This window comes from Sphingobacterium sp. UBA6645, from assembly GCF_002455685.1.
In the GTDB taxonomy this organism is placed as follows: Bacteria; Bacteroidota; Bacteroidia; order Sphingobacteriales; family Sphingobacteriaceae; genus Sphingobacterium; species Sphingobacterium hotanense.
Map to the genome: position 1 here is coordinate 1 of NZ_DKLH01000038.1, position 22,912 is coordinate 22,912.

Below are 22,912 nucleotides of genomic sequence, written 5' to 3' on the forward strand. Positions count from 1 at the left end.
GTGTTCGGGACTTACACCCTAGAGTTATTGCACATGCTGGGCACACAAAATAAAGTGCCGTCCAACTTGCACGACACTTTTAAACAACACGCATTATGTAAGGATAACCTAACTTTTATTATCTTGTGGCTGGCAGATCTCTGACACATCTAATAGGAACCCTATCGTCACGTGAGAAATACGGATCATTCAACCTATAGTAAAGCATATCTTTGTCACCGCCAGTATGTTCTTCCACAATCATTGGCATATGTACCTGCCAAGTTGCGTTTGCAGGCTTAACACCCTGTGTACCGTCGATCGCCATATATAACGCATCATGTTCATTAAAAATGTGATCATGATCTAAAACAGAAACGTTATTCACTATGAAGTAATGCAAACGTCCGGTCTTATAGAATCTCAATTGCCCAGCCGCGCCGGTCGATTGGTCAGTACCATCAAAGTAGATGTATGCATGGCCAGTCTTCTCTCCGTTTGGTTGAACACCATCGAAAGCTCCTTCCACACCAGCACTATTGATTACTTTAAAATATCCCAAAGCGGCGAAATCAGCAAGCTTTGGCATATGCCATTGTCCACCAGCGACAAGCTGACAAGGATCTTGGAAAATCGCAGGAATTTTTGGAAAATGGGAATCCAGATCTTCAAAATATTCCCAAGGCACGTTCATGGCTGGCACCACCGGATTTTCTGCAGATGCGTAGTTCCAGTAATCGGTTGCATGGTAATCAAAACCAGTTTCCTCTGGTGAACTTCTATTGAAATATATTCCATTTACATAAGCTAAGTTACCTTTCGCCCATATCTTTCCGCCCACCGAAATACCAGTTGATTGCAAACTAAGTCGCAATTGATATTGTACACCCGGTCTTATTACTAGATCGGTGATATTCGCTAAGTTGGTACGAATTGGACCACCATTTAATCCAATTTCCAAAATCTTCAGTTCTAACTGCGCAGTCTCCGCATTGCTTATCAAAGTAGAGGTGCTAGTCACTGTAGCTAGATTTAATGTAGGAAAGTTGAACATTAATGGTGATGGCGTATTTGGATGTGTTAAAGCGCCATCCTTAAGCGCCATATTTACAGTTGGCTCTGCAGTGATGCTAGCTTTCAATGCGCTGATCGTCCCCAGCTCTGAAGCTGCTTCCATCGTTAAAGTAATTTTACTAAAGCGGTGCTTTAAAACTAAGCCCAGTAAATTTTCACCTCCTTGAACTGTCACTTCCCTGTTCATATAAAGCAAGGCTGAGCTTGTCGGTATATTTGATAGGGAAAGCCCGTCCAAAGGACTTTGTGCTACTTCAGGAATTGCCGTTGAATTGTTGAAGGAGTATGCAACAAAGCGATATGTACCTGGTTCCAATTCGAAGCCAGTAGTACTTGCCTCTTGCCCTACGATAAATTCTTTTTGGTCAACATAGCTATTATCGGTATTGAATACCAGGACTCTATACCGAACGCCTTGTTCCATCGGATTGATCACGCTGCTTCCGCGAGTCGAACCTTGTGCTTTTAGCTCTTGAGTTTTCGGTTTTAGCGAAACAATCAAATTGTAATCTTGATTGAATGTTACTTCTTTGACTTGTTCCGATAACCCAGGCAAGACGGATTTGGCATTAGCACTATTGTTGTTGCTTGAGGCTTCCGTGTAACTGACCTCCACACTTTTAATGTTCACAAGCGCAGCACCCCCCTGCACCTGTTTGTCCTTCTTACAAGCATATGCCAATAAGAGGAAGGCTCCAATAATTACGAAACTAAAGATTCGCCCAAATGTCTTCATATAGATATTATTAAATTATAAAGCAACAAATCAGGATCAAACCCTTAAGAATGATGGAATTTAGACCAGGATATTTTAGTAAGCGACACGAACTCAATAGCCAAAAAGACTCTTTAATGCTAACAGTTTAAAAAAAGACGATAGACCTTTTTGTACTAGTTCGAACGTGCCGCGACTACTATTGCTTTGCACAAATATTACCCAATTATCCTATTAAGAAAATTACATATATCACTAATTATTTTTAGAAATCCTTTATGCAGTGAAATGTCGACAAGAGATAAAAAAGAAAAGGCGACCGTTAAGATCGCCTTTATTGGAACAACATGCAAACATATAAAGTTTAGAAACTAAATTTCCGAAACTACACGCTTAAACTAAAATAATTCACATAAATGATGATTTTTTTAAGTATGCGACATGCACGCTGCAGTTTAAACTACGTTAGAACTCGATGAAGAAAAAGTGCTAAAAAATGGATTAAAACATCCGCACACATGTCGCAATCATGAATTATTTATAACAAATATTAAAGTTATAACCTAATGTGAAAATGACTTAGGTCATACCTTCATGTTACAATTGGGTAGAAATCACATTAAATTACTGATTACCAACACTATACAGTTACTTCCCAAATAACAACCGTCATTTTATTGCGAGTTTTTTGTAGGTTGAAATTGACACCGACTGTATATCCCATCTAATATTCAATAAAAAAAGGATTAACAAACCTGTTAATCCTCTTTCTAAAGCACATATTTTCTTCTACAGTACGCGTACTAGCAAGCCCTTCAAATACTCACTTTCTGGAAATGACGCTCGCACAGGATGATCTTCCGGCTGGCAAAACTGATAAATAAATTGAATCTCTTTTCCCGCATCTAACGCAGCCCAAGCCAATACTTGCTTAAAGGTGTCGATGTCCATCGCTCCCGAGCAGGAGAAAGTAGCCAATAAACCTCCAGAATTCAAAAGCATCAATCCTCTGCGGTTTAAATCCTTGTAGGCACGGGACGCCTTCTCTAGGGTCGACCGTGAAGGCGCATATTTAGGAGGATCTAAGATGATTAAATCAAATTTCTCTCGTTGTTCCCCTAAATCGCGAAGGTATTTGTTCACGTCAGACTGTACTGCAATATGTTTTGAAGAGTCAAAACCATTCAATTGTATATTCTTCTGCAAGGTCTCTATGGCAAGTGCCGAACTGTCTACCGATGTTACGGACGCGGCTCCCTCACGAAATGCGTTCAACGTAAATCCGCCGGAATAGCAAAAACAATCTAATACTTTTTTGTCCTTAACATATTTCGAAGTGAAATATCTGTTCTCGCGTTGATCGCAATAAAATCCAGACTTTTGCCCTTCCACGATATTCACCTGATACTGTATTCCGTTTTCAATAATATCAACAAATGGAGGAGGCATCTCGCCTGCCAATAAGCCGTTGCTGTCTGGCAAACCTTCATACGCTCTAGATTTTAGGTCGCTGCGCTCATAAATTCCTTTTGGATTCAACAATTGTTGCAATTCATCCACCAGTATCGACTTTACGCGTTCCATCCCTGCCGCATGCACCTGCACAGAGATGAAATCCCCATATTTATCAGCAATAAGTCCGGGAAGGAAATCTGCCTCGGCGAATACTAAACGAACCGTATTATTCTTTTCGTTCAACAGATGCATGCGGTTTTTTACAGCCCGCTGCAATCTATCACGCCACCAACCTTCCGAAATCTCTTTTTGTGGATCCCACTCCAATAAACGTACTGCTACCCGCGATTGCTTATTGTACATCCCGTAGGCAATAAATTCATCATCATGATTATATACGGAGACGATATCACCGTTTTGAAGAGATTCAGACACTCGAGCTATGGCTCCGGAGAAAATCCAAGGATGTAACTGCCAGGCTGCCTTATCCTTTCCTTTGTTGAGGATTATTTTATTCATCCTCGCAAAAGTAGTTAGAATTGAAAAAAATAAATCAGCTAAATGAAAAAAAGTCGGCACAAAGAGCAGTGAATGCTTGTCCTCAGCTTAATCAAACCCAAATCAATCCCCTTCCAGAAAGGTTCTGATTTGGGTTTATATTGGGTTTGTATTGGGTTTGAAAGGGAAGTGAGACTTAGATGTTAGATATGAGATATTAGACATTAGAGTATTGTCTGAACCAGGAAAGGAAGGATGTAAGGATTGACATGTTGGTTTGTCTCTGAACCAGGAAAGGAAGGATGTAAGGATTGACAGGATCCTGTTCATCTTAAAATCCTTCCTTTCCTGGTTCAAAGACAACAATCTAAGAACCTTAAATACTCTTATATCTTATATCTTATATCTTATATCTAAAAAGAAATGGCGACCATCTCTAGCCGCCATACTCTAAAATCTAATGTCTAAAATCTAATGTCTATCATCTAATATCTGAATCCGCTAGTTATTCACTAGCAGGTATGTTTTGAATGTTTTATAGTCTACCGGCATTTCGACTGCTTGCTTTTCTTTTTCTGCTAAGGCGGAAGCACCGTCGGGCAGCGCCACATGTTGGAATACCTCTGGTTTTATTGCTTCAGGGAATTTGCATGGATGAGCGGTAGATAAGAAAACGGAAGCATATTCGCCGGGATGCTCATTTCTATATGCTTTAGAAGCGAGATAAGCAATTGCTGTATGCGGACACGCTACGTATTTATATTTTTGGAACAATTCCTCCATTCCTTCTAACGTTTGCTCATCAGTATAGGTATAGGAGCTCACTTTGGCTTTTAGCTGATCGAGGTCTTGACCAAACAAGTCTTGAATGCGGACCCAATTGCTCGGATTACCAACATCCATCGCATTCGCCAAGGTTTGTACGGAAGGCTTCGGCTCATAGATTCCATGCTGTAGAAAGCGGGGTACCGTATCGTTGACATTCGTTGCTGCAACGAAATGCGCAACAGGCAATCCCATTTTATAGGCTAATAATCCAGCACCGATATTCCCGAAATTTCCGCTCGGTACGGTGAAGACGATTTCGTCCATTCCCTGCGATTTCAACTGTGCATAAGTCCAGAAATAATAAAAAGTCTGCGGAATGAGGCGGGCAATATTGATTGAGTTTGCCGATGTAAGTCGCAATGCATTATTCAGGTCTGGATCATTGAAAGCTTCTTTAACCAAAGCTTGGCAATCATCGAAAGTCCCTTCTACCTCTAAAGCGCGGATATTCTGTCCGTTGGTAGTGAGCTGTTCCTCTTGTACTTTCGATACTTTCCCTTTCGGATACAAGATAGTCACTCGAGTGCCTTCCACTCCTAAGAAACCTGAGGCCACCGCCCCACCTGTGTCGCCGGAAGTAGCCACCAAAACGTCAAGCAACTGTTCTCCCTGCTTGGAGAAATAGCCCATAACGCGACTCATGAAGCGTGCTCCGAAATCTTTAAAAGCATAGGATGGTCCATGGAATAACTCCAAAACCGCTGTTTCGGCGTCTAGAAACTTAACCGGCGCTTCAAAATTGATAGCGTCATCGACAATCGATTTGAGGTCCGCATCGGGAATGTCGTTTCCGATGAATGCCTTTGCGATCGTAAAAGCAATTTCCTGCAGGGAGTACTGCTGAATATTTTTAATGAAATAAGGATCGAGCTGAGGAATCACTTCCGGCATGTACAATCCCTTATCTTGCGGTAAGGAGTTGAATACGGCCTCTTGAAAGGAGACCCGGAGCGCTTTATTATTTGTACTGTAAAATTGCATATACTATTATTTTAGGTTGATTACTTTAGGACCAGCAACATTGACGGACGACACGTATTGCAAACTCTCAATTCCGTGTGAAGTTAAATGTGCTTGGATTTGATCTACGGCTTGTTGTGCTGCTTCTTTGCCCCTACTGATTGCAACAACGGATGGACCGGAGCCAGAAATACCGAAACTGAGCACGCCGCATGATAGGGCGATTTCCTTCATCGCATAAAACTCGGGGATTAAGATCGCCCGGGTTGGCTCGATAATGACATCGTGCATGCTGCGGCTGATCAAATCGTAATCGCTTCGATAAAGGCCAGCAACAAGCCCGGCGATATTGCCCCACTGCACGACAGCATCCTTTAAAGACACTTTCTCTTTGATCAACTGTCGGGCATCTCTCGTTGGCACATCGACCTGTGGGAATACAATCCCAGCGACCAGGTCTTCAGGTACCGGCAGATTAATCATATCAAGGGGCTCGTATCCTCTAATTAAAGTAATTCCGCCCATCAAAGCGGGAGCAACATTGTCGGCATGTCCGTGCCCGCAAGCCAAACGCTCGCCTTCCACACAGAATGGCATGAGTTCTTCCTTGCTAAGCGGTTCGCCCAGTAGGCTGTTGATCGCGAAAAGACCTGCAACAGTACTCGCGGAACTTGAACCTAAGCCACTGCCAATAGGCATGTGTTTCGTTAGTTCAATCTCCACCCCAATGCTGTCGCTCAAATCCAAATGCGCTAATAACATCTGAACGCAAGCGCTGACCGTATTTTTTTCTGGATCTAAAGGAAGGCGTCCTTCATCGCCATGAATTGCTTTAATAGTAACACCAGGCTTATCAGTTCTTCGCATCAGCACTTCATCGCCCGGGAAGTCAACCGCAAACCCGAGGATATCAAATCCACAGATCATGTTGGCAACCGTTGCTGGTGCAAATACACGAACCTCTTGTTTTATCTTTTCAAAATCTACTTTATGTTTCTCTTCCATTATGGAATCTTGATTAGTCATCATATTCATTGCATTATTTAGCACCAACATTCACTAGGTCGGCAAAAACGCCTCCGGCTGTCACCTCTGCCCCTGCTCCAGGTCCTTTCACCACTAATGGTCTTTCTTTATAACGCTCGGTTGTGAAAGAAATGATATTATCGCTTCCCGAAAGTGCATAGAAAGGATGCGTTTCATCGACCATCTGTAAGCTGATTGATACTTTTCCATCTTCTAAACTACCGATGTAACGAATTACTTTCCCTTCTTTGGCAGCTTGATCTTTCAGATTATTGAAATAATCGTCGGACTTTAACAATTCTGTATAGAACTCATCTACTGAACTAGCTTTTAAGCAGTTCTCCGGAAGTATATTGCCTAGGTCGACGTCTGATGACTCGATTACATTTCCTGCGTCACGAGCGAGGATAAGCATCTTGCGCATAAAATCTACTCCGCCTAAATCATCGCGTGGATCAGGCTCGGTATATCCCAGCTCCTGCGCCTTTTTTACCACATCGTAAAAAGATGCATCACCGTTGAAGTTATTGAAAATATAAGAGATGGTGCCCGATAGAATAGCCTCGATCTTTAGGATACGGTCGCCACTAAGCATCAAGTCCTTCAATACGCGTACAATCGGCAAGCCTGCACCAACATTCGTTTCGTAGAAGAAGTCTACGCCATGCTTTCTTGCGGTTTCATGCAAGGAGCGATACTGCGCATATTCTCCGGAGTTCGCTATCTTATTGCAGGTCACAATCGAGATGTTGGATTTGAAGATCTCCTCATAGTAGGTTGCCGGTAATTTGCTTGCAGTATTATCGATAAACACACAGTTCGGAAGATTCATCGCTTGCATTTTACTCACGAAGCTCGCAAGGTCTGCGACCTCGCCTTGTTCGTCCAATGCGGATTGCCAATTTGATAAATCCACGCCATCCGCGTCGAAAAGCATTCTTCGCGAGTTCGCCAGACCTACCACTTTGATTTCGATATCGTTATGATCTAATAGAAAATCATGTTGTTCGTGCAATTGTTTGAAGAGCGTTGCACCGATATTGCCGGTTCCTAGATTGAATACATGCAATGTTTTCTTGAGCTCGGCAAAGAAGGCGTCATGCACGGCATTTAATGCCTTTGCTAAATCTTCTTTATTGATAATAACCGATATATTGAATTCAGACGATCCTTGCGCGATCGCTCGAACATTGATACCATTTCTTCCTAACGCGTGGAAAAGGCGACCCGACATACCCGGTGTACGCTTCATGTTCTCTCCGACGATAGCCAGAATAGATAAACTCTCCTCAATGACAGGCGCCGAAAGCTTATTGGCCAATAACTCCAGTTCAAACTCTGTACTGATGAGCTTTACTGCCTTCTCCGCATCGCTAGGATTCACCGCGAAAGTGATACTATGCTCTGAAGAAGATTGCGTAATAAGGATCACATTGATTTGCTCTCTGGCTAATAAGGTAAACAGACGTCCGCTAAACCCTGATTTCCCTACCATTCCGCTACCTGTCAGATTGATAACAGATACGTCGGCAATGGAAGATATACCTTTGATGGGATAAGAAGACTTTCCGCTTTCAAATTGAATAACGGTTCCTGCTAGCTCTGGCTCAAATGTATTTCGGATAACGATTGGAATCTTCTTCAAAAATGCCGGAACCATAGTTGGTGGATAGATCACTTTCGCCCCGAAGTAGGAAAGCTCCATAGCTTCAGTATACGACAACACCGGAAGGGAAAATGCCTTTTTCACGATCCTAGGATCCGCTGTCAACATTCCATTCACGTCAGTCCAAATTTCAATTGCTGTCGCATTTAATACTGATCCGAAGATGGCTGCGGTATAATCCGAGCCTCCACGCCCCAGTGTAGTGATACGCCCTTGCTCGTTCGAACCGATAAATCCTGTTACAAAGAGGAGTTTATCAGCGTGGGTATGAGAAAGTGCTTGGATTAGTTGGGTGGTTAGTGGTTCATTAAGGTGGGCATTCCCGAAATTGGAGTCTGTTTTCACATAATAGGAAGCATTGATATACTCCGATTCTGGCACTTCTTGCTCCATGACTTTGGCAACGAGGTAGTTGCTGCATCGTTCTCCAAATGAAACGATCAAGTCACGACTTTGGTTGCTCAATTCCTTCAGTGCCGATACGCCTTGTAAAAGTTCTTCCAGTTCATTGAAAAGCAACTTTAAGCGCGTCAGAACAGGGTTCTGATACTTTACCGCAATCAGTTTCTTGACCACTTCAAAGTGCCTTTCCTCTAATTGCTTTAATCCTTCGTCAAACGGCTTCCCAGCTGCTGCATCTTCAGCCATTTGTGTTAACAGGTTGGTGACTCCTGACATGGCTGATAATACGACTAAAGGTTTTTCACCAGCGTCAAAAGAAGCTTTCACTATTTTTAACACGGCTTGGATGCTCTCTACGGAACCTACGGATGTTCCGCCAAATTTTAAGATTTTCATTCTGTTCTAGCTTGTTTTACTGTATGTTAATAAAAAAAGCCTTCCCCGAATGGAGGAAGGCTTCTAATATCTGTACTAAATTCTATACAATAGACTACTTCCTCCTAAGTTTTATCCCGGTGGTAATAATAATTGTAATAGAAATAGTGTTGATTAGCATTGTTGTTGATTATGATTTCTCAAATATATTACAATTCTTTTTAAAAAATCAAGATTTATTTAAATTATTTTAAATTCCAGATTATTGAGAGAATAATAAATCAAAAGGGAGCATATTAGAAAAATGAAAGATTTTTTGGCAAAATTTGCGAAACTGGCAATTGTTAAAAGTGTTAAAATTTTGTTAAATAGATTCAAAATTGTTTTGAATTCAAGACAGTATGTATTACATTTGCTTCAGCCTGTTGAAAAAATAGACAATAATGTGAATAACTCAACAAGCTGATGGTTGTAATAAAAAAGCGATTTAATGAAAACAAAGAAACTAGTGGCAGTAATGCTTCTCATAGGCTTATGTCTAGTCTCGCAGGCACAAACCAATAGTCAAAAGTCATCTGATCCAGATAACCTAGCTAAAGAATACTTCTCTCAGATCATGGGCGTTGCGGCAAACGCAACTACAAATACAAAGCTTTATCAATTTGTTTACGAATGGTTAGGAACTCCATACCGCTTAGGTGGAGATTCTAAAAGAGGAATCGATTGCTCGAAATTCTCGCTAGCTGTTTACGAAAATGTATTCAATACTACAATTGGATATAATAGCCGTAACCAGTACCAAAACGTAACACCTGTTCGTAAAGGCGAATTAGAACCAGGAGATTTAGTTTTCTTCAAAATCAGAAGCAGAAGTATAACACATGTTGGTGTTTACTTAGGCGACGATAAATTTGCTCATGCATCTTCAAGCCGCGGCGTTATGGTTAGTAACTTAAACGAGGCATACTGGAAAAGATATTATTACAACGGTGGCCGTCCGAAAGTTGATGATGCAAAAATCATGACGGCTGATGCTAATCCTAAAGAGAAAAGCAATTTAAATTAGACCAAACTCTTCAAATTTTATAAAAGAAATCCCAACGCTACAACGTTGGGATTTTTTTGTGACTATCCCTAAGGAGCATTAGTTAATTGCTTTCTCTAATAGAAATTAGAGAACTTTTAGTAAATTTACCGACAACAAAAGAATAGCAATGTCATCTAAGAAAACGCTTATATTAAACAAGGAACAGATCCTTCAGAAATCAAAACGGATTGCTTATCAAATCATCGAAGATAACTTCGATGAACCTGCCATTGTATTAGTCGGAATTGCCGATAGAGGTTATGTTTTTGCGCAACGCCTGCAGAAATTGTTATTGGAGATTGACCCAAAAAGATCTGTGGAGTTGTTGAAAGTGACGATCCAGAAGACGAAACGTAGTTTGGAATCTTCAACAGATTTACCAATTGATACGGTAAAAGATAAAGTGGTTATTCTAATTGATGATGTCTTGAATAGCGGAAGAACATTGGCGTATGGATTAGGCGTATTCCTGAATGTGCCATTAAAACGAATGAGAACAGCGGTTCTGATCGACCGTAGCCATCATCAGTTTCCAGTTTTCAGCGACTATTATGGGTTAAAGTTATCGACAATCCTCAAAGAGCATGTTGAGGTATTGCTCGAAGAATATGACAATACAGAAGATGCGGCCTATTTATCATAAGCCGCATCTTTTTTATATCTCAACTGAGAAGCCTTCGCCCCTCTAGCCTTTCCCTTTGTAAATCTTTAGTTTCTGGCCAATCTTTAAATGGCTCCCTCGGATATTGTTATCCGACTTGATGCGATTAACCGAAGAACCGCGATGTTTATTTGCAATTTCGGATAGCGTATCCCCTTTTTTTACCGTATAGGAGACGAATGTAGAACTGTTCTTCGTGCTCGTTTTGGTCTTCGTTGCAGCAATGACGTTCTTAGCCATTTTACTGTCCACTCCCTTGCTTACGATTAGATTTCTACCCACAATACTACTTTGAGCAGAAAGTCTGTTCCAGGTCCTTATTTGCTGTACGGAGACACCATACTCCTTAGCGATACTTGCTACTGTTTCGCCGCGTTTTACCTGATGCCTTTGCTCATCATCACTCTCCACGGCTGCCAATGCCTGCATCACTTCTACGCGTTGATTATTAAGCGCAGCATAGATCAGTGAATCTGACATCGCTTCGTGGTAAGGAATGATAAGTCGGCGTGGCTTCGCTGGCGATCCAGATACCACTGCTCTCTTATAACCTGGATTCAACTGTTTCAACAAATCTGCTGAACAATTGAGGCCTTGAGCAACAGTGCTCAAACTAACAGCTTTATCAACCATCAATACTTTATGATCTGTCATTAAATCATTCTGCTGCGGAACAAATCCATACAGCTCAGCATGATTCAAAACATAGGTCATCGCAATAAATTTCGGAATGTAATTTTGAGTTTCTTTAGGTAAAAACGGTGATAATTCCCAGTAATTGGGATTCACTAATCCAGAACGCTGAATCGCTCTTCTCACACATCCTCTCCCACAATTGTAGGACGCTAAAGCTAATAACCAATCGTTAAACTCATCATGGGCTTCCTTCAGATAGGAAGAAACAGCATAAGTTGTCGAGTAGACGTCCTTACGTTCGTCGAAACTACCATCCATTGTTAGATTGTAGATCTTTGCCGTACCGTAAATAAATTGCCAAGGACCGACAGCCCCCGAAGTGGAGACCGTATGAGGGTTTAACGATGATTCCACAACAGACAGATATTTGACCTCATCAGGAATACCCTGCTCGGCAAAAATCTGATCGTATATTGGGAAATAGTAAATACCCAAGCCGAGCAACTTCTCCATATAAGGTTTGTAGTTTCTTGAAATATACTTATCAAGATATACTTTTACCCGGTCGTTGTATTCTAATGGGATTGTCTTTTGAAGGCGGTTAATTCGCTGCGCGATGTTAACATCCTCTGCGGAGAAATCGGTAGCCCCTCCTGCTTTCTGTTTAACGGAATCGAGATGAGAGTAAATTAACTCCCGTTCTTTTTCCACTTGATCAATAACTTGGTTTTGAAACGAGTCGTTAAAAGTATGCAAGTCCGTATTGACTTCTTGTGCCACACTTAATTTCAAAACGCTTAGGCCTATTGTAACAAGAAAACTAATTTTTTTGTTCATAAGTAGTTTAATACTGTAAACACTGTTGGTTAGTTCTTCGCTTATCGTTGGCGAACCGAGCGGTAGCTCGTAGGTTTCATAAATAAAAAAGTTTCATTAAACTAGCGAATGCTAGTCTAATGAAACTATATAAATTTCTTTAATGTACGATATTAACGTTGATTGTTAACAGTATCATTGTTTGCTGTGTTGGTTGGATTATTTTCGGCATCAGGACCATCTTTCTGACCTTCTTTAAATTCCTTAACACCTCTACCCAAACCACGCATTAATTCAGGAATTTTCTTTCCCCCAAATAATAACAACGCCAATACTACGATGATGATGATCTCGTTAGTACCGATAAATAATAATCCCGATGTATACATATTTCTTTAATTTACTAATCTCTCATTTAAGTGTATCTAACAAATATAATAATTATAATGGAAAACATTGTAACTATCTTGCTATCCAAGAACTAGGATTCATATGCGTTTGACCACGATAAACACTCAAATCAACATACGAATATCCGGCATCCGGATCTGAATCTGTCGTTCCGATCACCGTCCCGGTGCTTATCTTCTGACCATTGCGAACCGATACAGATTTCAAATTCGAATAAACAGACAAATACTCACCATGCTGAACAATAACAGCAGATGACCCCATATTAATTACTCTAATTACAGTACCTTCAAATATGGTCTTCACTGATGCATTATCCGCTGTTCTAATACGGATATAGTCGTAGAAGTCTCGAACACCACGCTCAACCGTCACATTACCGTAGTTTCGTACAATATTACCTTGGCTAACCGGCCATGGAAGGCGTCCTCTATTTGAACTAAATCCGGCCGATAGTTTGGTTGCCTCCGGCGAGTTATTCAATACAGCACTACCTGTCTTCTTCTCAATTTTCTTCTCGGCCTCTGCAACAGTGGTTCCTGATTTCTTAGCTTCAGCTTCCGCTAATCTTCTACGGCGTTCTTCTTCCGCTTTACGAGCAGCTTCCACTTCGCGAGCAATCGCCGACTTAATTGCCGCATCTAAACGACGTTTCTCTTGTTGTTTTTTAGTCAATTGCCCTTTGAAACCACGCTCCTCTTTAACAATCTGACTTAATTGTTGCGAGTGTGCAGCCTTATCTTTCGCAATTACATTGCGTTCCGACTGCTGTTCTTTCAATAAAGCTTGTTGGGTTTGCTTATCGCGTTGCAGCTGAGCTAGCTTGAGCTCTATCTGCTTCTTATGCCCCTCAATCTCCGACACCTTCACTTTACGGGCGTCCGTAAATTGCTGCAAATACTTAACGCGCTTAAAGGCTTGATTAAAATCTTTGGATGCAAAGATGAACATCATCTTATTGTAGGAATTCTTATTGCGGAACGCAAATAGAATCATCTTCTCATAATCTTGTCTTAGCTTCTCTAATTCGTCCTTAAGCTTATCGACTATTTTATTGTTGGATGCAATATTATTGTTGATGATGCGGAGCTCGCTATTGATGGTGCTGATTTTATCCTCACGTAAATCCAGCTGTTTGCTTAAAGCAGAGACTTCTCTTTGGGAGAGTAATTTCTCTTGTGTTTTGGCACTTAAAATCTTCTGAAGTTCAGCAATTTCTTTATCAAGTCGTTCTCTTTGTTTTTTTAACTCCAAGCTACTTTGACCAAACCCTACACTAACAAAAAGAAATATTGAAAATATACTTAATACGATTTTTTTAAATTCCATGAAACGCTAAATTCTTAATATCGTTTATATCAAAACGTCCAAAAATAAGGATATACTTAATACGAAGTTAATAAAATCATAATTTTATTTCCCATTCCCATTTCGTAATTATTTGATTTCCTTATATCTTGAAGGCACATTGAACGGCGTTTCAATAGCCGAATTAAACTCTGATTTATTGTAGAGCATATCTGCAGAAACTCTGTCGCCGGCACCCTCAATGTTTAACGTGAAACGTTGAGGAAAATTATATCCACTGATATCTGCGAAGTCACTATACGTTGTTTCTAGCTTTTGGTTCTTGCCCAGCTCGATTAAATTGAAGGTAAAAGGACGATTCTTATTATTTACTCCATAATGGAATGTCAATCCATCTTTAATACCAATAACCTGGACATCATCGGAACTTGTAGCCACTTGAAGTTGATCCGTGCGAAGCATATCAACCGTCATATTGCCGACCAAAATATCCTGCAACATCCGGAAGGAAACTCCCTTATTCGTATAATTATAAATATAAGAAAAGGGCTTAGCGATATATTCTCCCCGAAGCTTATTCATAATCTTTACGCTATCTGGGGTAATCAAGACGCGAGCGGCTTCCACGCCTAATAGAGCAGTCACAGAAATCCAAATTGATTTATCACGGTCCATCCGCACATTTACAGTCGCATTATGCGATTCCTCGCCAACCTGTAGCTTTGCTTTTGCTCGACCGCTGAACGTATGAAAATCTAAATTACTTAACTCGTAATTCTTCAACAATTCAGCCTCCGTAGTTGCGCGAGGCAGTACATCGTCTTTTTTAGCTACTCGTTTCTTGCTTGCGCAAGAAGCAATTATTAATACAGTTATTACTAAGTACCCAAGCTTAGTCCAAATATTTCTTCTCACTGATTTTCCTTTTTAATTTATCCTTATCCACTGCACTGCTAACATCTGCACTACTCAACGCTCTTTCCCACTGCTTCAATGCTTCCTTGCTCTTTCCTAGCTTCATTAGAATATCGCCATAATGTTCAAATAAAACGGCCGAAGGTTCTGAATTCTTCACAGCGCGTTCCATCCAAACCAATGCTTCCTTATAATCACCGCGTTGAAACAACACCCAAGCATAGGTGTCCTGAAAAGTAGCTGAATTGGGTTCCAATTCATTAGCTCTAGCAGCATATTCCGCTGCTTTATCCAGATTCTCCTTCCTTTCAGACAAATAATATGCATAGTTGTTCATCGCGGTGACATTTGTGCTATCTCTTGTGATAGCCTCTTCGTAGGCTACATCTGAAACCGATTCCATATCGAGCTCATGATATAGATCTCCAAGACCCGCATAGATCATTGATTGAACAAAACCATTTTCATTTGCACTTTGATCTAATGCTCCCTCTAAATATTGTCTAGCCTGCTCATTATCCTTTTTAATAAAATGGGCCATCCCGACAAAGTAAGTAAGGACAGGGCTACCCGGATTATGTGTCAAGGCCTCATTCCCGTGTTGAATCGCTTCGTCTATCTGATTCAGATTCAGATCAATATTGATGAGTTTGCTCCAAGCGTCAATATGTCTTGGATTCATACCTACGGTCGTTAGAAAAAGCGACTTCGCTTGCGTCAGTTCGCCTTTTTGCCAAAGAATATCGCCTTTGAACATATGCGTATCCGGGATACGAGGATGCTTTAAAACCAATAAATTCGCCAGCTCCTGTTTCTGATCAAGCGTAAGAGTTGACTTCCCGTTTAAAACAGTCATCATCACACGATGCTTATCCAAGAAGTTTACTGCATCAGATTCGAAAGCTTTTTTCACATAATCAAATGCTAACTTCTCTTTGTTTGCCGCATTATAAGCATCAGCTAAATCCAGATATAACAAATCATCTTTGCTATTTTGAATACCACGTTCAAGCACGGCTAAGGCATCCTTTGAATTCTTCTCGTCCAAGTAAATATAACTCAACGTGCTATATACCTGTCGGATCGGTGATTTCCTTTTATCCCAAGCCTGCAATACTTGCTTTGCATCATTCGGGCGTTTTAAATCCATCAATATCTCCGCTTTCAGCACGTCCAATGTATCGGACTCACCGAACTTTGCCTTAGTAGCTTCATATTCCTGCAATGCCTCCTCAGACTTCTTTGCTGCATGCAACAACATGATCTTCTCGCGAAATAACTCCGGCTTGTCTGTATGCTTGTCGATGACCTTATCTATTAATCCGACTGCCGAATCAAAATCACCTTCCGTTTTATAGAGCTCCATCAGGTGGTTGCCGAACATAAGATTCGCAGGGTCTATCTCTACAGCGCGCTCAGCAGCTGGAATAGCAACCTCGAAATTACGCGCCTGAGCGAACAATAATGACTTTGCATAGAACACTTCGGCACCCTGAGGATACTTCGCAATGGTCGCCTCGATACTATTCAGCGCATTCCCTACATCACCTCTCTTCAATTGCGATTCGATAGAAGCGAGACTTTCCTTATAACCAGGATCCTGCTTGATATCTTGTTGTGCAAAAGCAGAAGTCCCCAACAGCACAAACAATCCCGCAATCCACATTCTACACTTAAACATTCTTCTCATTTTCTCTTTCTTTATTTTTCACCTCGGGTTTTACCCAGATAGATTAGGGTAAATCAAGGTAATAAATTAATTTTAAAGAGCACAAAAATGCTGAAAAGTTTAAATCAGCACCGCTTAATTAATGTTAAATCTTGATTAAATCGAATTGATAGCGTCTAAAAACACCATTGCAAATAGGCCGCATTTATCCGATCATGAACATCAGCATCCCTATTACTCCCTGAAGTTGTCCATTTAGCATCCTGCAAAACTAAGCGATAACCAACTCGCATATGATGATTCGTCCATCCCCTCGAATTCCGCTTCTTTAGTGCAAGACCAAAATCAACCACCGGACTAAAATGCTCCAGTTCGATCACATTCCCTCGTTCCGACTGCAGCAGTCCCTCCACTGTGGTTCCTTCGTCCTTACTCGAATTCTCAAATCGGTCGACTGCAAACCAAAGCTTACAAACGGACTTACGATCATCTGTCCCGCCACGATCCTATTTGTGGATACAAACATGCCGACACGTCCAGTTCTAACCCTTGCCTTATCCGAAAAGTTAATATTTCCTTCTAGATCTACCCCAATCAGCACAGGTCCAAGGTCATGCCCCACTCCCAGTCCTACACCAACCTGTAGCTTTGAAATCTCCGGATAACCGTTCGCTTTCAATAAGTCATTCAAATTCGTGAGATTCATGTAAGAAGCTTGTAGGCCGAAGTATTTATCAAGCTTGGACCTAAACTTCCAATACTTATTGTTTTGCGTAGAATCACCCATTTCTTGTGCAATTGACCACTGTGAAGAAGCAAAGAGGATCAACATTGTGATCATAAGCACGCTTTTAAAATTCGCTCTCATATAATTAACTGGTTTGTATAGACCAAATATAGTATCCTCGGATCTACTTAAAAAGAATAAAAACCGAAGCGAATAGAAAAAATATTAAAAACAACGATGCTTAGGAACACATTAAAGCAAAAGATATGCTCGATTGTCACAATGTTTTGGAATCGCGTTTTTCAAGTTTTGGATTCAAAAAACATTCACTATCAGAATTTTAAAAAACGCTTTGCGATTACAATTTAAATAGTGTACCTTTGCGAACCTAATTGTAGGGATTACAATAGGATTTAAAACATTATTAATTAATTAAATAAAAGCAAGTGAATACGTTAAGTTACAAAACTGTCTCTGCTAACAAGAACACCGTTAACAAAGAATGGATCGTTGTTGACGCTGAAGGCGAGATTTTGGGGCGCTTGGCAAGCGAGATTGCGAAAGTGATCCGTGGAAAACACAAGCCAACATTTACCCCACACGTAGACTGCGGAGACAATGTTATTGTTATCAATGCAGACAAAATCAAATTGACAGGAAACAAATTAGGCGACAAAGTTTATGTTCGCTACACAGGCTACCCAGGTGGTCAACGTTTCGTTTCTCCAAAAGAGTTAATGGCAAAACACCCTGAGCGCATCATCGAGAAAGCGGTACGTGGGATGTTACCTAAAAACCGTTTAGGACGTCAATTATTCAAAAACCTTTTTGTTTATGCAGGATCTGAGCACAAACATGAGGCACAAAATCCAAAACTAGTTAAATTCTAAGGAGATCGATTATGTCAACAACTAACACTTCAGGAAGAAGAAAAACCGCTGTTGCCCGCATCTACTTAACTGCTGGTAATGGAAATATCATTGTTAATGGAAAAGACTACAAAGTATATTTTCCAACTTTGCCTTTGCAATATGTAGCTACACAATCTTTATTAGTAGCTGAGTCTCTTGCAAATTTTGACATCAAAGTAAACGTTCAAGGTGGTGGAGTAAAAGGTCAAGCTGAGGCTGTACGTTTAGCGATTGCTAAAGCGTTAGTAGAGCTTAACCCAGAAGTAAAACCAGCATTACGCGCGAAAGGTTTAGTTACACGTGATGACCGTATGGTTGAGCGTAAGAAACCAGGACGTCGTAAAGCTCGTAGAAGATTCCAATTCAGTAAACGTTAATTTAAGGAGGGTCAAAAAATGGCAAGAACAACATATCAAGAATTATTGGATGCAGGTGTTCACTTTGGTCACCTTACTCGTAAGTGGGATCCGAAAATGGCTAAGTACATTTTCATGGAACGCAACGGTATCCACATCATCGATTTGAACAAAACCCTAACTAAGTTAGAGGAAGCTGCTTCAGCAATCAAACAAATCGTAAAATCTGGTCGCAAAGTATTATTCGTTGCAACTAAGAAACAAGCTAAAGAAATTATCGCTGAACAAGCGAAAGCTGTTAATATGCCTTTCGTTACAGAGCGTTGGTTAGGTGGTATGCTAACTAACTTCGCAACTGTGCGTAAGTCTATTAAGAAAATGTCGAACATCGATAAAATGCAAAAAGATGGTACTTACGATGTATTATCTAAGAAAGAAAAATTGATGATTCAACGTGAGCGTATTAAGTTAGAAAACCTTTTAGGTGGTATTGCTGACTTAAACCGTTTACCAGCTGCTTTGTTCATCATCGATGTTAAGAAAGAGCACATTGCAGTAGCTGAGGCGATGAAATTAAACATCCCTACGTTTGCAATGGTCGATACAAACTCTGACCCTACAAACATCGACTTCCCTATCCCTGCGAACGATGACGCTACTAAATCTATCAGCCTAATCGCTGGTGTTATTGGTAAAGCTATCCAAGAAGGATTAGAAGAGCGCAAGCGCGATAAAGAAGAGGACGCGGAAAAAGAAGCTGCAGCAGCAAAAGCGGCAGTAGACAATGGTGAAGCTACTGAAGCGACTCCAGGAAAACGCACTCGTAAAGCAAAAGACGTAGAATAATATTCTATACTATTCCACCGGATAGACAAGTGTTGGTTTCTGGAAGTCAGCTTCCGTAAACTGCTCCTGTCTATCCGGTTTTTTTCTGAATAGGGAAACCTATTTAGCCTGAAAACAGCAAAATCACATATACGACCAGCTGTAAAACATTAAAAATTAACATTCTATTGTTTTTACAACAAAAGATTGTTAACACTTCAATCGTAATTTTAACAAAAAAAATACTATGTCAGTACAAATTTCTGCATCAGATGTAAACAAACTGCGTCAACAAACTGGCGCTGGTATGATGGACTGTAAAAAAGCGTTAATCGAAGCAAATGGTGACTTCGAAGCTGCTGTAGATTACCTACGTAAAAAAGGTGCTAAAGTTGCTGCTAGCCGTCAAGACCGCGATTCTAACGAAGGTGTGATCATTGCTAAAGCTGCTGCTGATGCTAAATCGGGTATCGTAGTAGAAGTAAACTGTGAGACAGACTTCGTAGCGAAAAACGCTGACTTCATCGCTTTCGCTGAATCAGTAGCTGAAGTTGCTTTAGCTAACAAACCAGCTTCTTTAGAAGACTTAAAAGCTTTAGAAATCGGTGGTGTGAAAATCGCTGACTTATTGATCGATCAAACTGGTAAAATCGGTGAGAAAATCGACGTTTCTAAATACGAAAATGTAAGCGCAGAGAAAGTTGTTGCTTATATCCACGGTAACTACCGCCTAGGTGTATTAGTAGGTCTTTCTGCTGATGCTGAAGGTGCGGAAGAAGCAGGTAAAGATGTAGCTATGCAAATCGCTGCAATGAACCCTGTTGCTATCGATAAAGATGGTGTGGATTCAAAAACTATCGAACGCGAATTAGAAATCGCTAAAGAGCAAATCCGTGCAGAAGGTAAACCAGAAGAAATGGTTGAGAAAATCGCTGCAGGTAAATTGAACAAATTCTACAAAGATTCTACTTTATTGAACCAAGAGTTCGTAAAAGATTCTTCTAAAAATATTGCACAATTCTTAGACTCAGTTTCTAAAGGATTAACTGTTACTGCATTCAAACGTATCCAATTAGGAGCATAAGTTTGATCGCAGCCAAACAAAGGCTTTATTTAAATCCCGTTCGGAAACGAACGGGATTTTTTTTAACCTATCCGTTTTCACTGGACTCCCCTCCCTTTCATTCCTCTTGCTGTTTCAAGGGAAACATGAAAGTTTTTAAGCATACCTCCAATTAATACAAAATGCTAAGCAAAAATTCGCTAAACTTGTTTAGAGAATGAGCTAGCTATGCAGTACAAACAGATCAACAACAATTCCATCAATCAGATCATGCTGATCATTATCATCATCCTGATCTGCATTTTAATATTCACCAATCTCTACTATTACTTCCCAGGGTTTCTTGGTGCAATAACCTTATACATCCTTTACCGCTCTTCGTACAATAGATTAACAGAACAAAGGCGCTGGAATAAGACGGCGACCTCCCTCCTCTTTATCCTGATCTCTATCGTATTTATCGTCCTGCCGGTCTGGGCTATGGTTGATTACCTCGCACCACAAATCAGCTCCCTATTGGGAAATACAGATAAAATTGTCGAACAATTCAACTTGCTCAAGGAATATATGAGCGATAAGCCACTGCTCAAAGATATCGACATGTCTGACGAGGCGCTGGTAAACTCCCTTCAAAGCTTAACAAAATATCTGCCTAGTGTATTGAACTCCGTTGCTGAGGTTGCTGTAAACATCCTTGTTACCTTCTTTGTGCTGTTCTTTATGCAAGTACATAACAAGAAAATGGAGTCTTACATTATTCAGGCAATTCCATTCTCGATCAAAAGTAAAAATGAAATCTGGACCGAGGTTAATCTGATGGTTAGATCTAACGCCATCGGTATTCCTATTCTTGGCCTCTGTCAAGGTATTGTAGCCATGCTAGGCTACTACATCTTCGGTGTAGACAACTTTGTCTTGATGGGCATCCTGACCGGAGTATCCTCCATTGTACCTGTCCTAGGAACAATGACCATCTACATACCACTATCCCTAATTACCGTCGCTGCCGGAGACACCGGAAATGCAATCGGTATCTTCCTGTATGGCTTATTACTGATCGGCAGTATCGACAATATCCTACGTTTTACCATCCTCAAAACTTTAGGCGATGTTCCGCCTTTAATCACCGTATTTGGTGTACTGCTCGGCCTTAAGCTATTCGGAATGCTAGGACTGATATTTGGCCCATTAATCCTCTCGTCTGTAGGCGTCCTTATAAAAGTGTATGCGAATGAGTATGGAAAAGGGAAAAGTATTATAATATAGTAGTTAGTATTTAGTAGTTAGACCCTTATCGTCAATTGATGTTAGATAAGGGGGGCTTTAGTTATTTTTCCTTTGTTTGAACCAGGAAAGAAAGGATAAAAGGATGGCCAGGATCTGGTATGGCATACAAATGGGCCCCATATTTACGGTATTGATATTCTACGTTTCACTAAACTTCTCCTATAAAAAATACAATCCATCCCTACATATTTAACGATACCTGATCCTGCTACTCCTTGCATCCTTCCTTTGCTGGTTCAGAATTAGCATCCCATACTCTAATGTCTCATATCTAATATCTAACATCTACCAAACTAATATCTAACATCTAATCTAATTGTAAGATTTCTCCCATAATTTCCTATTTCCGTCACAATCTATGGAAACAGTGACTTACGTCACAATATTCGAGCGCCATTATTCGTAAATTAAACTAAGAACAGCTGCTAAACATAAAAATTGAATGAAACAATTAGAAAATAAAGTTGCCATCGTAACTGGGGGAGCCTCAGGTATTGGCAAGGCGATCGTCGAACTATTCGTTAAAGAAGGTGCTAAAGTAGTCGTTGCGGATTTAAACGAAAAGTTGGGTGACCAATTGATCGATAATCTAGGCGACAGCAACATCATCTTTGTAAAAGCTGATGCTTCCTCTGCTGAGGATAACAAGAAAATTGTCGATGTAGCAATCGAAAATTTCGGCGCGCTACATATCGCTGTAAACAACGCTGGTATTGGTGGAGACTCCGCAACAGTGGGTGACCTGAGCATTGAAGGCTGGAAGAAAGTAATCGATATCAACCTCAATGGCGTATTCTATGGTATGCATTATCAACTGCCGGAAATGGAGAAAGTCGGCGGTAGCATCATCAACATGGCATCCATCTTAGGACAGGTAGGATTTGCTAATTCATCAGCCTATGTTGCGGCAAAACACGGAGTGGTCGGATTGACGAAATCTGCAGGTTGGGAATACGCAACAAAAGGTGTAAGAATCAACGCTATTGGTCCTGGATTTATTTCCACACCATTGGTGGACAACGCTTTAGACGCTGATGCGCTTAAATACTTGGAAACGCAACATGCTTTTCAACGCTTAGGGAAAGCTGAAGAAGTAGCCGAGCTTGCTCTATGGTTGGCATCCGATAAGTCTTCCTTTGTAACCGCATCTTACTATCCGGTAGATGGTGGTTACTTAGCTAAATAAGCCCCATAATTAAGTTTATATGTTAAAGCATCCGACTACGGTCGGGTGCTTTTTCTTTGTGTGCCCAGCATGTGCA

Annotated in this window: 19 protein-coding genes; 8 read left to right on the forward strand and 11 right to left on the reverse strand. The window is 40.7% G+C overall.

All coding sequences use genetic code 11. The features are described 5' to 3' along the window. Positions 1–118 precede the first annotated feature (118 nt). The 5 genes from B2400_RS06260 to thrA form a co-directional block, all read right to left on the reverse strand. Positions 119–1,789 carry a hypothetical protein gene (locus tag B2400_RS06260; RefSeq protein ID WP_293931878.1) on the reverse strand — a complete coding sequence of 557 codons (1,671 nt, stop codon included), beginning with the start codon at positions 1,787–1,789 and terminating at the stop codon, positions 119–121. A 768-nt stretch (positions 1,790–2,557) separates the two neighbouring features. Next, complete coding sequence (locus B2400_RS06265) at positions 2,558–3,742, reverse strand: class I SAM-dependent rRNA methyltransferase (protein WP_286650346.1); 1,185 nt, start codon at positions 3,740–3,742, stop codon at positions 2,558–2,560. Between the two features lie 480 nt (positions 3,743–4,222). Further along, positions 4,223–5,530, reverse strand: a complete 1,308-nt coding sequence (thrC, locus tag B2400_RS06270) for a threonine synthase (protein ID WP_149525077.1) — start codon at positions 5,528–5,530, stop codon at positions 4,223–4,225. A 6-nt stretch (positions 5,531–5,536) separates the two neighbouring features. Continuing rightward, the gene (locus B2400_RS06275) at positions 5,537–6,538 is read right to left on the reverse strand and encodes a homoserine kinase (RefSeq protein ID WP_246172461.1); all 1,002 of its coding nucleotides are present in this window, start codon (positions 6,536–6,538) and stop codon (positions 5,537–5,539) included. A gap of 10 nt (positions 6,539–6,548) precedes the next feature. Next, positions 6,549–8,999: a bifunctional aspartate kinase/homoserine dehydrogenase I gene (gene thrA, locus B2400_RS06280; protein WP_293931883.1), complete on the reverse strand. Its 2,451-nt coding sequence runs from the start codon at positions 8,997–8,999 to the stop codon at positions 6,549–6,551. Positions 9,000–9,468: 469 nt separating this feature from the next. Here thrA and B2400_RS06285 point away from each other — a divergent pair, with 469 nt between their 5' ends. Together B2400_RS06285 and B2400_RS06290 are read left to right on the forward strand one after the other, a co-directional pair. Next, the gene (locus B2400_RS06285; protein ID WP_149525075.1) at positions 9,469–10,044 is read left to right on the forward strand and encodes a C40 family peptidase; all 576 of its coding nucleotides are present in this window, start codon (positions 9,469–9,471) and stop codon (positions 10,042–10,044) included. A gap of 148 nt (positions 10,045–10,192) precedes the next feature. Beyond that, positions 10,193–10,708: a phosphoribosyltransferase family protein gene (locus B2400_RS06290; protein WP_293931886.1), complete on the forward strand. Its 516-nt coding sequence runs from the start codon at positions 10,193–10,195 to the stop codon at positions 10,706–10,708. 42 nt (positions 10,709–10,750) lie between these two features. On the opposite strand, the gene B2400_RS06295 is transcribed toward B2400_RS06290, so the two are convergent. The 6 genes from B2400_RS06295 to B2400_RS06320 all read right to left on the reverse strand — a co-directional run bounded on the left by B2400_RS06295 (position 10,751) and on the right by B2400_RS06320 (position 17,322). After that, entirely contained in the window at positions 10,751–12,199 is a 1,449-nt protein-coding gene (locus tag B2400_RS06295) for a lytic transglycosylase domain-containing protein (RefSeq protein ID WP_293931888.1), read from the reverse strand. Between the two features lie 152 nt (positions 12,200–12,351). Further along, complete coding sequence (locus B2400_RS06300) at positions 12,352–12,567, reverse strand: Sec-independent protein translocase subunit TatA/TatB (protein ID WP_260039371.1); 216 nt, start codon at positions 12,565–12,567, stop codon at positions 12,352–12,354. A gap of 73 nt (positions 12,568–12,640) precedes the next feature. Then, positions 12,641–13,918 (reverse strand): murein hydrolase activator EnvC family protein, encoded by a 1,278-nt coding sequence (locus B2400_RS06305; RefSeq protein WP_293931892.1) that lies wholly within the window; start codon positions 13,916–13,918, stop codon positions 12,641–12,643. A gap of 108 nt (positions 13,919–14,026) precedes the next feature. Further along, positions 14,027–14,812 (reverse strand): DUF4292 domain-containing protein, encoded by a 786-nt coding sequence (locus B2400_RS06310; protein ID WP_293931894.1) that lies wholly within the window; start codon positions 14,810–14,812, stop codon positions 14,027–14,029. Then, positions 14,790–16,502 carry a tetratricopeptide repeat protein gene (locus B2400_RS06315; RefSeq protein ID WP_293931896.1) on the reverse strand — a complete coding sequence of 571 codons (1,713 nt, stop codon included), beginning with the start codon at positions 16,500–16,502 and terminating at the stop codon, positions 14,790–14,792. The genes B2400_RS06310 and B2400_RS06315 overlap by 23 nt, the downstream gene beginning before the upstream one ends. A gap of 355 nt (positions 16,503–16,857) precedes the next feature. Then, complete coding sequence (locus B2400_RS06320) at positions 16,858–17,322, reverse strand: hypothetical protein (RefSeq protein WP_293931898.1); 465 nt, start codon at positions 17,320–17,322, stop codon at positions 16,858–16,860. A gap of 332 nt (positions 17,323–17,654) precedes the next feature. On the opposite strand from B2400_RS06320, the gene rplM reads away from it, so the two are divergent. The 6 genes from rplM to B2400_RS06350 all read left to right on the forward strand — a co-directional run bounded on the left by rplM (position 17,655) and on the right by B2400_RS06350 (position 22,836). Beyond that, the gene (gene rplM, locus B2400_RS06325; protein WP_293931900.1) at positions 17,655–18,098 is read left to right on the forward strand and encodes a 50S ribosomal protein L13; all 444 of its coding nucleotides are present in this window, start codon (positions 17,655–17,657) and stop codon (positions 18,096–18,098) included. A gap of 11 nt (positions 18,099–18,109) precedes the next feature. Further along, on the forward strand, positions 18,110–18,496 hold the full coding sequence (gene rpsI / locus B2400_RS06330; RefSeq protein WP_149525067.1) for a 30S ribosomal protein S9: 387 nt from the start codon (positions 18,110–18,112) through the stop codon (positions 18,494–18,496). An 18-nt stretch (positions 18,497–18,514) separates the two neighbouring features. Then, positions 18,515–19,321 carry a 30S ribosomal protein S2 gene (gene rpsB / locus B2400_RS06335; RefSeq protein WP_149525066.1) on the forward strand — a complete coding sequence of 269 codons (807 nt, stop codon included), beginning with the start codon at positions 18,515–18,517 and terminating at the stop codon, positions 19,319–19,321. A 226-nt stretch (positions 19,322–19,547) separates the two neighbouring features. Beyond that, a complete protein-coding gene (gene tsf / locus B2400_RS06340; protein ID WP_149525065.1) occupies positions 19,548–20,384 on the forward strand; it encodes a translation elongation factor Ts in 837 nt (278 codons plus the stop codon). A 207-nt stretch (positions 20,385–20,591) separates the two neighbouring features. After that, entirely contained in the window at positions 20,592–21,629 is a 1,038-nt protein-coding gene (locus tag B2400_RS06345; protein WP_286652076.1) for an AI-2E family transporter, read from the forward strand. 463 nt (positions 21,630–22,092) lie between these two features. Beyond that, positions 22,093–22,836 (forward strand): SDR family NAD(P)-dependent oxidoreductase, encoded by a 744-nt coding sequence (locus tag B2400_RS06350; RefSeq protein WP_286652077.1) that lies wholly within the window; start codon positions 22,093–22,095, stop codon positions 22,834–22,836. The last annotated feature ends 76 nt before the right edge of the window (positions 22,837–22,912 follow it).